The organism is Hydrogenophaga intermedia (assembly GCF_000723405.1).
GTDB classification, from domain to species: Bacteria; Pseudomonadota; Gammaproteobacteria; order Burkholderiales; family Burkholderiaceae_C; genus Hydrogenophaga; species Hydrogenophaga intermedia.
The window spans coordinates 1-11,608 of the sequence record NZ_CCAE010000091.1 but is presented as its reverse complement, the minus strand read 5'-3'; the positions used below and the strand labels follow the sequence as shown (position 1 = coordinate 11,608).

8 protein-coding genes are annotated in these 11,608 nt (G+C 62.1%); 5 read left to right on the top strand and 3 right to left on the bottom strand.

All coding sequences use genetic code 11. The annotated features are described in order from the left end of the window. The first annotated feature begins 81 nt into the window (after positions 1-81). Positions 82-378, top strand: a complete 297-nt coding sequence (locus BN948_RS24865; RefSeq protein ID WP_035624674.1) for a type III secretion system chaperone — start codon at positions 82-84, stop codon at positions 376-378. Between the two features lie 20 nt (positions 379-398). After that, a complete protein-coding gene (locus BN948_RS24860; protein ID WP_035624672.1) occupies positions 399-2,774 on the top strand; it encodes a hypothetical protein in 2,376 nt (791 codons plus the stop codon). A gap of 7 nt (positions 2,775-2,781) precedes the next feature. Here the strand turns inward: BN948_RS24860 and BN948_RS24855 are convergent, their stop codons facing one another. From BN948_RS24855 to BN948_RS24845, 3 genes are read right to left on the bottom strand one after another with little or no spacing between them, the layout of a single operon-like run. Continuing rightward, positions 2,782-3,741, bottom strand: a complete 960-nt coding sequence (locus BN948_RS24855) for an alpha-E domain-containing protein (RefSeq protein ID WP_009516325.1) — start codon at positions 3,739-3,741, stop codon at positions 2,782-2,784. A 26-nt stretch (positions 3,742-3,767) separates the two neighbouring features. Next, complete coding sequence (locus tag BN948_RS24850; RefSeq protein WP_035624667.1) at positions 3,768-5,207, bottom strand: circularly permuted type 2 ATP-grasp protein; 1,440 nt, start codon at positions 5,205-5,207, stop codon at positions 3,768-3,770. After that, positions 5,204-6,895, bottom strand: a complete 1,692-nt coding sequence (locus BN948_RS24845) for a DNA internalization-related competence protein ComEC/Rec2 (RefSeq protein WP_081922064.1) — start codon at positions 6,893-6,895, stop codon at positions 5,204-5,206. Before BN948_RS24845 ends, BN948_RS24850 begins: the two co-directional genes overlap by 4 nt. Positions 6,896-7,645: 750 nt before the next feature. Here BN948_RS24845 and BN948_RS25940 point away from each other — a divergent pair. The 3 genes from BN948_RS25940 to BN948_RS26865 all read left to right on the top strand — a co-directional run bounded on the left by BN948_RS25940 (position 7,646) and on the right by BN948_RS26865 (position 11,537). Continuing rightward, positions 7,646-8,113: a hypothetical protein gene (locus tag BN948_RS25940; protein WP_051756385.1), complete on the top strand. Its 468-nt coding sequence runs from the start codon at positions 7,646-7,648 to the stop codon at positions 8,111-8,113. Continuing rightward, entirely contained in the window at positions 8,110-10,953 is a 2,844-nt protein-coding gene (locus BN948_RS26410) for a DEAD/DEAH box helicase (protein ID WP_081922063.1), read from the top strand. Before BN948_RS25940 ends, BN948_RS26410 begins: the two co-directional genes overlap by 4 nt. Before the next feature lie 389 nt (positions 10,954-11,342). Continuing rightward, on the top strand, positions 11,343-11,537 hold the full coding sequence (locus BN948_RS26865; RefSeq protein ID WP_138820341.1) for a hypothetical protein: 195 nt from the start codon (positions 11,343-11,345) through the stop codon (positions 11,535-11,537). Positions 11,538-11,608 lie beyond the last annotated feature (71 nt).

Here is an 11,608-nt window from a genome sequence, read left to right as displayed (position 1 = left end):
AGAAGACCTTACTCAAGGGGTCAAAGTTGGATGAAAAAACTCAGCTCAGAGGGGTCAGATTTACGTGGAAATCAACACCCCGTGCCCACCAGCGACCGCGAGCGCACCTTCGAGCAGTTGCTCACCGCCAATCTGTTTGGTGCCCACACGGGCGGCGCCACGCTGGCCATCGACGCCGAGTTCGATGAGATCGTTCTGTGCACGGACATCGGCAACCACGGCTGGACAAGCGAATTGATCCTGGCGCGCCTGCAGCGCTTCATCGACGCCGCGCTGGGCTGGCGAGAGCGATTCGCCGACCTCCAGACCGCTGAAGAAGCGTCTACCCATTCCAGGAACGCGGCGCCCGCCACCGGCGGCCCCTTCCTGGCCGTCTGAACCCAGACCCAGGATCCCGTATGCCCAACAAAGTCGGCCAGGCCAATCAGACGCCCATCGCACTCAACCAACCCTTTGCCCGCCACTCCCGGCAAAAGTACCAGTGGGTGCCCCCACTCGAGCCGCGCACCCCGTTTCAGCGCATCAAGCACGCGGCCAGCAGCTTGGGAACGCGGATTGTTGATGTCCTCAGACCGAACAGCCCGCGCGCCAGCGACCGCGTGGGCAGCCTCAAGGCCGCGGACAAGGAGATGGTGAAGTTATTGGCCCATGTACTGGATGGCGCCACGGATGTGCCCACGATGGCCGGGACCATCCAGCAGTTCTCAGCGTCGACCGACCACGTCTTTCACACAGACAAGGATGAGAACGTCGCGCTGGCCGGTCTGATGGACATCCGCGCCAAGGTTCACATCGAGCACATGAGCCTTCAGGACCTGCAGACGCTCACCACCCGGCTGGACAAGGCAATCGAGGCCAGCGCCGCATCGGACAGCAAGGACAGCCTTCAGGTGCTCGGAACCCTCACAGGCATCCGTCGGCAGGTGGTTCGAGAGCAGGCGTCGCGTGCTGTGCTCGAAGCCTGCAAGGCGACTTTGCAGGCAAGCCCACACGGACCCAAGGCAGCCGCCGATCAGTTCGACGTGGCCCTGCGCGCGGCCGAACGTGCGTTGACCAATCTCGGCGTGCCTCTGGATGGCTCCGAGGCCGCGAAGTCTCGTCCCTACGCCCTGGTCAAGGAAATCCTGAACGAGCTGCTGAAAAGGGGCGACCTGCAGCCGAAAGACGGCCTGCCGCGCGAATCGATGCGCGCCTTGTTCAAGGCCTTGCCCAGCGCCACCCAGAGCGAGCTGCTCGCGTCCGACAAGAACAAGAAGCCCATGTTCAATGACACGGGATCGGTCGACGCACTGCTCAAGGACACCATCGCACAGCAGTGGAGGGATCTGAAGCAGGCCGTGGCGGACCATTGCGAAGCGGTCGGCACCACGAATCCATCGGCCGATCTGCCTCGCTTCTCCGACCACGTGACGCGCCTGGCCCGTCAGTGGCCGGCCCTGCAGGAGCACACCGCACAACACAAGCTGCCCGGCGACCGGCCACTTGAAGACCAGGTCTCACAAGCTCTCGCCCAGCTCACCCGCCTTCAACCTGAGCAACTGCAAGCCCAACTTGGCAGGCTCACGCCCGAGCAGCTCGTGGACTTCTCGACCGCCTTGCGCTCCCTGGGCATCGAAGGCGATTGCCTTGACTTGCTCTCGGCGGAGATCCGGAAGGGGAAAAGGGAAAGCTTGGTGACGCCAGGCAACTACCTGCTTGAGGCCTGCAATCACCTCAGCCTTGGGCAAATGCCGAAAGCGCTGGAGTGGCTCGCACACGCCATCGACGCAACCCCGGCTGCGCTCGAAACCAACGCGGCATTCGGCAATCCCCAGTGGAAGAAGGGGGCCGAAGGCTATACCGCCTTTCAGAATCACCTGATCAAGAGCGCCCTGGATCGGCTGGACGAGAAAGAACTCGCGCGTTTGCACGCCAGCCTGCGCGCACCCCGGTTCGCGGAGCTGGCTTCGCTGTTGCAGCAGATCGGCTTTACGCTGGAAGACATGCCCGATCCGAAAGGGGACCGCATCCGGAAAATGGGCATGGCGTTGGAGACGCTGATCACCGAACTGGACCGGCGGGTGAAGTCAACCAGCACGGAGCCGACAGACGATCAACCACTGGACGAGGCCACTTTCGAAGTCTTGAGCAAACTCACCGGGGTGAGGGTGTTCCCTTCGGGCGAGATGGGCGTCGTTTATGACGCGCCGAAAGCCGCTTTCCAGCGCAACCTCGACGCCATGCTGGCGAAGCCGGCCCCTGGCTTTACGCCAGTGGGCCAGAAGGGCAGTTCAGGCGTAAGCGAAGCCATGTACGTCGACCTGAAACGGTCCAACTATGTCATCGAGTATCCGAACGACTACTCCGAGCCATTGTTCGGCAACACCGAGGCATTCCGGATCGATCAGTTGCGCACCAATGCAGAACTGAGTGCGGACGAACTGCTGCTGTTGTCCCAGGTGGCGCATCAGGGCCTCTGGGCCGGTGTCATCGCAACGCAATCGTCACCTCAGGACAGTCCGATCCGCTTGCCGGATGGCACGCCTGTCAACCTCGTGGGGCAGCCAAAGACCACGTTCACCGTGCGTCGTGGGCCAGAAGGGCGGTTGTTCGTTCGCTGCGAGCAGGAACTGAGTCCGGTGCTCGCCCTCGACCCGGCCACTGGCAATACGACCGCCCTCGATATGGTGAAAAGCGGCGCCTGGTTCGGCGTCGAACTCGAGATCGGCAAGGGTCAAGTCCAAGTCTCGAAACCCCTGACCTGCAGCTACGCCCTGGTCCCGGCCGCCGCCTGATTCCGCCTCACCCCGCCGGCACCAGAAAGTCCTGGCTGATCCGCCAGCCCAGCTCGTTCACGCGGTCCAGGAACTGCGTGAGGTAGGCGTGCAGGCCGGTGGCCAGAATCTCGTCGATGCGGCCGTACTGCAGTTCGGCCTTGAGCTTGCCCGCGCGGCGCAGGGTTTCGCCGCTGTGGTCGTTGGCCACCACGCTCAGGTTGTTCACCACCTCGTTCAGGCTGGCGGCCAGGCTGCGCGGCATGTCGGCGCGCAGGATGAGCAGCTCGGCCACGCGCTCGGGCGTGATGACGTCGCGGTAGACCTTGCGGTAGACCTCGAAGCCGCTCACGCTGCGCAGGATCGCGCTCCAGTGGTAGAAGTCGTATTCCTGATCGAGCTCGCTCGCGGCGCCGAAGAAGTCGCTGTGCACGGCGTGGAACTTCACATCCAGCAGGCGCGCGGTGTTGTCCGAGCGTTCCAGGAAAGTGCCCATGCGGTAGAAGTGGAAGGCCTCGTCCTGCAGCATGGTGCCGATGGCGACGCCGCGTGAGAGGTGCGAGCGGAACTTGACCCATTCGAAGAACTGCCCCGGGTCGCGCTCGAAGGCCTTGCCCTGCAGGGCGCGGTTGAGCTCCAGCCAGGTCTGGTTCTGCATTTCCCACAGCTCGGTGGTGAGCGCGCCGCGCACGGCGCGTGCGTTCTCGCGCGCGGCCTTGAGGCAGGAGACGATGCTGGACGGGTTGTTTTCGTCGCGCACCATGAAGTCGAGCACGTTGCGCGGCGTGATGGCCTCGCCGTACTTGGCGCGGTAGGCGGGCAGCAGTTCGCTGATGGTGAGCAGGCCTTCCCAGCCCACCTGAGCCACGGCGGCCGATTGCGGCAGCAGCGAGGTCTGGTAGTTGACGTCGAGCATGCGGGCGGTGTTCTCCGCGCGCTCGGTGTAGCGGGACATCCAGAAGAGGTGATCGGCGGTGCGCGACAGCATGTTGTTCGTCTCCTGTTTCCGCTGTGTCAGTCTTCCAGCACCCAGGTGTCTTTGGTGCCACCACCTTGCGACGAGTTGACCACCAGCGAGCCTGCCTTGAGCGCCACGCGCGTGAGGCCACCCGGCACCATCTGCACCTCCTTGCCCGAGAGCACGAAGGGCCGCAGGTCAATGTGGCGCGGCGCGACGCCGCTCTTGACGTAGGTGGGGCAGGTGGACAGCGACAGCGTGGGCTGCGCGATGTAGCCGTCGGGCTTGGCGATCACGGCCTGACGGAACTCCTCGATCTCGGCTTTGGTGGACGCCGGCCCGACCAGCATGCCGTAGCCGCCCGCGCCGTGCACCTCCTTCACCACCAGCTCGTGCATGTGGGCGAGCATGTACTTGAGGTCTTCCGGGTTGCGGCCCATGAAGGTGGGCACGTTGCTCAGGATGGGCTTCTGGCCGAGGTAGAACTCGATCATCTTGGGCACGTAGGGGTAGATGGACTTGTCGTCCGCCACACCGGTGCCGACACCGTTGCAGATGCTCACGTTGCCGCTGCGGTACACGCCCAGCAGTCCGGCGCAACCCAACGTGGACGTGGGCCGGAACACCAGCGGATCAAGGAAGTCGTCGTCCACGCGGCGGTAAATGACGTCCACCCGCTTGGGGCCGCGCGTGGTGCGCATGTAGACGAAGTTGTCCTTGACGAACAGGTCCTGGCCTTCGACAAGCTCCACGCCCATCTGCTGCGCCAGGAAGGCGTGTTCGAAGTAGGCGCTGTTGTACATGCCGGGTGTGAGCACCACGACGGTAGGCTCGGCCGTGGTGGCCGGGCTCACGGCGCGCAGGGTTTCCAGCAGCAGGTCGGGGTAGTGCGCCACGGGCGCCACGCGGTTCTCGCCGAAGAGCTCGGGGAACAGACGCATCATCATCTTGCGGTCTTCGAGCATGTAGCTCACGCCGCTGGGCACGCGCAGGTTGTCTTCGAGCACGTAGTACTCGCCTTCGCCGTCGGCGTTGGGGGCGCGCACGATGTCGATGCCGGCGATGTGCGAGTAGATCTGGTGCGGCACGTCCACACCCATCATTTCGGGGCGGAACTGCGCGTTCTGGAAGATCTGGTCGGCGGGGATGACGCCGGCCTTGATGATTTCCTGCTCGTGGTAGACGTCGTGGATGAAGCGGTTGAGCGCGGTCACGCGCTGCACCAGGCCTTCTTCCATGCTGTGCCATTCGTGCGCGGGAATGATGCGCGGGATCAGGTCGAAGGGGATGAGCCGCTCCGTGCCGGCACCCTCCTCGTCCTTGGCGCCATAGACCGCGAAGGTGATGCCCACGCGGCGGAAGATCATTTCCGCCTCCTCGCGCCGCGCCGCCATGGCGTCGTCGGGCTGCTCCGCGAGCCAGCGAGCGTAGTTGCGGTAGTGCTCGCGCAGGTCCCCGGCTGAGGCATGCATCTCGTCGAACATGGGTCGGCTCATGGTGTGCGTTCTCCTCCCGGCAGGATAGCAAGGACCGGGCCAAGCGATTCCGTGATCTTGTGGTGCCAGTATCGGCGACGCCGCTCGCGTTCACAGCGCAGCTCGATCGGTTGATCGCTGCGCCACGTCGCCGCCCCGCAACGCGGCGAGTCCACCCAGGCGATGCCGCGTTCGTCGTACCGGGCGGTCACGGCAGGGGCCGGATGGCCGAAGCGGTTGCGGTAGCCCGACTGCACCACCACCCAGCGAGGTTGCAGGGTGTTGAGCAGCACCGGGCTCGATGAACTGGCGCTGCCGTGGTGCGGCGCCAGCAGCAGCGTCGCCCATTCACGTGGGCGGGCCAACGCCAATCGAACCTCCTGTGCCGCCGGGATGTCGCCCGACAGCCAGGCGCTGGCACCTTGCCGCCCCACCACGCGCAGCACGCAGGACATGGCGTTGGTGGACAAACCTGCGTCGGCCCAGTCCTCGGGCCCGGGGTGCAGCACCTCGAAGGCCACGCCGTCCCAGGTCCAGCGCTGACCGGCCTGGCAGCGGCGCGCAGGATCTCCGTCGTAGGACGACAGCCAGCGCGCCTCGGGGAACGCGGCGCGCACGGCCTCGGCCCCACCGGAGTGGTCGCTGTCGCGGTGGCTCACCACCACGGTGTCGTGCCGCTCGCCCAGGGCCCGCAGCAAGGGCAGCACGATGCGCTCGCCCGCGTCGGCCTCGGGGTTCCAGCGCGGGCCGGTGTCATAGAGCAGGGCGTGATGCGCCGTGCGCACGAGCGCGGCGCCGCCCTGCCCCACGTCCAGCGCCGTCAGTTCGAATTCACCCTCGGGCGGACGCGGCGGCGCCCACAGCAGCGCCGGCAACACCAGCAGGGCGCCCGCGGCGCGCGCCACGGCGGGCAGGCGCAGCGACACCAGCACGCCACCCGCCACCGCCACCAGGGACAGCGGCAGCGGCGCCACCGGGCGCAGCAGCACGGCGCCGGGCCAGGCAGCCAGCCACTGCAGCACGGGCACCAGCGCGTCCACCGCCCAGGCACCCAGGTGCCACAGCGGCGGCACCAGCACACCCAGCAAGGCCAGCGGCGTCACCAGCAGCGTGACCCAGGGAATGGCGACCAGGTTGGCCACCAGCCCCACCACCGATACCTGGCCGAACAGCAGCAGCGTGAGCGGCGCCAGCGCCACCGTCATGAGCGCTTGTTCGCGCAGCAGGCGCCCGAAGGCCTGCGCCCCGCGCGCCGCGAAACCGCCCGAGGACTCGGCACGCGCCGGCTCGGCCGCGAACATGATGCCCACTGCCACGAAGCTGAGCCAGAAGCCGGCCGACAGCAGGGCCCACGGGTCCAGCACCAGCACGGCGGCCATGACCAGCAGCCACACCGCTGGCCAGGGCCAGCGCCGCACCGACAGGCGCAGCCCCACCACCACCGCGAGCATCAGCACCGTGCGCTGCGAGGGGACGCCCCAACCCGAGAACACCGCGTAAACCGCGGCGCAGGCCACGCCGCCCCAACCCGCCACCACAGGCCGGGACCAGCGCAGGGCCAGGGCCGGCCAGCGCGGCGTGGCGTGGCGCCAGGCCCAGGCGATGAGGGCCGTGGCAAGCCAGGCAAACAAGGTCACGTGCAAACCGCTGATGGCCATGAGGTGGGCCACCCCGGTGTCGCGGAACAGCGCCCAGTCCTCGCGCTCGATTGGGTTGCGATAAAAGAGTCGTTCGCCTCGAAATGAGTCGTTCGCTTTGAATTTCGGGCCGAAAGTCGTTCGCTTTCAGACCAGTTTCTGCTCAAGACTCGATAAAAGAGTCGTTCGCCTTCCCATCTAAGCTGTTGATTCTCAAAGGATTTCCCGGCCATCCATCCGATGAAGACAACACACTGTCCACATGAGACACGAGTTGGCTCGAGAGCACCTCCGACGCGGCCAAAACGCCGTCGCCGAAGCGGCTCCAGGTCGCACCGTTGATTTCAAAGGGGTTTCTCGAGCACACGAAATAGAGTCGTTCGGTTTGCCCACACATGGTGTCACCTTTGCACAGGAACCGAAGCACTGACGCGCTGCGGGCGGCCGTAACAGAACGTGTCACCGGCAGGCTAGAATTTTTGAAGGGAGGCACTGTCCGAAAAGACAGTGCCGTCAAAGCACTTCAATAGCTCTCTATTCGTGTCATTCTCAAAGACAACGCACCAGTCAGCTAGCGGCAGACGTGTGCATCGTTTCGTTGGTCGTCCGGATTGCGCGGCCCTATATGCATGGCTCCTAAAAGAACTAAAGGAGATTGCCCATCAAGGAAGCGCGACTACCGCATCAACGCAAGGCAAGCGGGGGAATCTGGGCGAGTACATCGCATTCCTGGTCGCCCTGAACGACAGGTTTTCTGGACAAGGCTTTACGTTCGCGCTCGGAAGTGCTTTAGTTCCATTGAGTGCAGGAACTCACCCAGGCTTGGACATCACCATCATCCATCTCGACCCGCAAGGAGATGTGGCCAACGACTGCCTCTACATCCTAGAAGTCAAGACCACTGGGCAGGTTACGCTCAACTATGCGAGCGCATTGATTGCCGACTACGAAAAACTCCTTGACCAAACCAATCCCGATACTTCACTGGGAGCCCGAGTCAAGTGGTTGAAGACAAAGCTCAAGTATGAGCATAAGCTTGACAAGGCCCTCCTCGACCGGGTTGATGACTTGTACAGACCGCTAGCCTCGGACTGCGCGCGAATAAAGCTTCTACCTACACTGGTGCATGACCGCCGGTACGGCGACCCGATACAAACGCTGGGAGCTGTGTCGGATGCAATCAGCTCTCAAGGCTGGCCCGCTCGCAACATTGAGTCGCAAAGCATCGCTCTACGTCGCTTAGATGACTGCTTGAGTCACCTTGCCAAGTTGACTGACTTCGTACCATGAACCACCTTCCCAGCAACGTGGATTTTTTGTCAAGCGCTGCGGCTGCCGCCGCTAAAGCGCGGCAAGTTCCGCCTGTCGCTGACACGGCGGATGCCCTCGACGTTGCGACAGCGCTGAAGTGCATGTCGGCCTTCCAGACGCTTGAATCCGATGAGGAGCTTGAAAGTCTCGAAGACGAAAAAGTAGCCGCCCCTCTCGTCGCCGCCGCTCGAATTTTGCAGTCGACCGCTCAGTACCGAAGAAGGGAAGTCGAAGATGAACTGAGTAATGACGTCGCCGAGAGGGAAGATGTAAAAAATGAAATCGACAGCTTGCTACGCTACGCCGCTCTAGCCTTTGCAATGGTAGGCAATTTCCCAAGCGCCCGTGCAGTGCTTGCTGAAATCGATGCTGATGAGTTCGACGTGAGCGAAGCACGCATGATGATTGCCTTCATTTGCGACCCAAGGGGCGCCTGCGAGGTGAGGCTCGCTAGGCAAACCTCCGGAGTGCGCAGGTTCTTGGTCGACTGGCAAGTAGCCTTAACCAGCGATGATGCTGCGAAAAGACAGTCAGCTTTCGAACGGGCGCTAAGGAGAATGATTGAGGCCGCCATGAAAGGCGGTGTGGCGGATGGCGCGCTCGTTCTAAACGCTGAGATGGCAGCACGTCAAGCAATGCGACTTGCAACAGTCACACTCCTCGAGGCAGCACCTGAGATTCCACAGTGGTTCGTTCGGAACTCGGTTGACTCTGGGACGGTGACTTTGCTGCCCCCACAGCGACAGCTCCTCATTGACCGCCGCATCGCCAAGCGCTCCGGCAACACGCTTCTAACTCTACCCACTAGTACTGGCAAGACCTTTGTGGCGCAAGCCTGCATGGTCGCTGCGCTGAAAAAGGGAGACTTATGCGTCTACGTGGCACCCTACGTTGCCATTGGTGAGCAGGTGAAGACGTCGCTCAACGATAACGTGAAGGGCCGTCTCCCTATTGTTTCGATGTTCGGCGGATTTCAACTTGAGATGCCTAGTGCGTTCGAAGACACTGAACTCATCGTAGCAACCCCTGAGCGCTTTGATGCTTGGTTGCGTAGCAGCGATGACGTCGCTAGGCTTAGAACCGTCATTCTGGACGAGCTGCACATCATCGAAAACGGTACTCGGGGAGCTCGGGTCGAAGGTATTGTGTCGCGACTTCGACTTCTGCAAGAGAAGAACAAAAAGCTACGCCTCGTGGGACTTTCAGCTGTTCTCTCAGAGCCAGAAAGGGTGTGCAACTGGCTGGCGATAGAGCCCAAAAACCTGCACGAGATTGGCTGGCGACCAACGGCTCGGCGACTGGCAATCTGCAGAGCTGATGGTCACCTCTACTGGCTGCATGGAAACGATGCGCTGCGTCCCTCAGACGTGCGACCAAACGCGCAAATCTCAGAGTCGACACAACTTCACCTGCCAGGAGTCATCAAGAGGGGCCGATTCGCAAAAGTGAATGAAGCGAGTTCAGCGAGCAATGTAGCCGCAATCTCGATGGATTTGCTTAAACGCCTGGGCGCGCCCGGTTTGGTAGTTTGTCCGCGCAAAGTTGATTCGCGACTACTCGCTCGTGTACTTTGGAATGCATCGGATGACATCCACAGCGAGCATCTTCGGTCAGTTGCCGATGAAATCCAAGCGCGCCACGTCTGGTTGGAGAATCTCTGTGACTACCTTCGCCGTGGCATCGCGTATCACAACGCCGCACTTCCATTCGATGTCCGACGCGACATTGAGGACCTCACCCGCCGCAGGCTGCTGAAGGTAGTTTGCGCCACAACAACGCTCGCCGAAGGTGCAGACCTGCCCTTTCGATGGACTATCGTTGCACACTGGCTGTCCAGTATGGCGGACCAAGGCACACCGATGAAGTCGATGACCTTTCGGAACATCGCCGGCCGCTGTGGAAGAGCTGGCGCATTTTCTGAGGGGGACACAGTCTTGTTTGAGAACTTAATGGGGCCACCCTCGGAGCGTCTTTCTCTGAATTCATCGAAACGGCTGGAGAGGGTGATGTTCAGCTCCGCACCTCTCGAGTCGACCATAAATGAAGCATGGGACGCAGTCCCTGAGAACAGTCAAGAGCTACTTGCTGCGGCATTCAGCGCCCAGCTGCTCGCATGCATCGGCGAGAACCCAAGTGCCAAAAACATAGTCGAGACGTTCAAAGACGCATCCTTTGCTGCGCATAGTGGAGGAGAAGAATGGCTCCAGAAGATTCTGAAGGAAGAGCTGGATGCCATCCTGGACCACAATCGTCCAGGAGGTCCACTTGCCGTAGCAAACAGTCCAGTGCGTTTGACTCCACTGGGGAAAGCGGCAAACCTCTCGGGCTTCTCTCCTTCCACTTGCCGCTCGATGGTTGCCTTTCTGGAGAGTGAAAATTTTGGCAGCGGTCCCAAGTTGTACGCCCGCCTACTTGAACGTTTCCATGACATCCCCGAGCAAGCCAACGAAAAACTCAGGAAAATCTACAGCGGCACAAAGCACAGAAATCCGGTACGCGCATCGGACGTTCCGGGTTTGCTGACGGACCTTATGGATGGCGTCGACTTTCGTGCCACCTTTGAACGACTTCCGGCAAGGAAAAAATCAAAGGCGAGCGAAGATTCTGTTGAGACGCAGTTCGAAGAGTTTGTTTCATTGGTTGACGGTGTTGTAGGCAACTTCCTGCCATGGCTTCTGCGTGGCCTCAACAGTCTCAAAGGCTTTGGCAGCACCGAGGCCGACATGACGAATTGGACCGACTACGCCAGGAGCATTGAGCAAGCACTTCGACCTCAGTCCGCCTCCGAGCACGAGGACGACTCTGCTGATGAAGGCTGAAGCCCTGCATCACGCCGGCGTGAAGCACGAATCTGAACCGCCCCGAGAGTGCCGGAGGCTGCTTCGGTTGACTCAGACCACTCGCTCGGGGTTGAGACTGGCGCTTGCCGGTAAGTAGTCCGCGCATGAACGGAGCGTTCTACGCTGCGAAGTCCAACAGTTTGCCACGGCCTCTTGACACGCGTCCGCCAATCGTGGCCCAATTTCCTGCAGGGCACCCTGGGTCCTTTCAGTTGCGCACCGCGAAAGCGGCACGGAAAAATCCAGCGAACGACAGCCGCCGCTCGGGCGGCCGTGAGTGCTCCCTACCGTGAGGTCCACTGCGGACTCGCACGGCAACGCGCAACGCCAATCGCGAGTTCCGCAGGTTCAACCTACGGAGGAAGCCCATGGCTTCAATTGTTTCGACTCTTCCCCTTCATGACCAAGCTGCACGCCTGCGTGAATTCGTCGCGGCACGTGGTGCTGCTCTGTCCGACATCGCTTCGCAGAACATTTGCCGCGCGGTCGACCTGAGCAAGCCCGGTGAATCTAAATCCGTCGCCAAACGACTCGTAGCTGCCCTGGCAGCGCATGGCGTGTGAGCGTCCAGTCAGCCCATCTTGAAAGCCGAGGCGGTTCATAGGAGCCTCGAGTCCACTTCAACTCTTGGTGG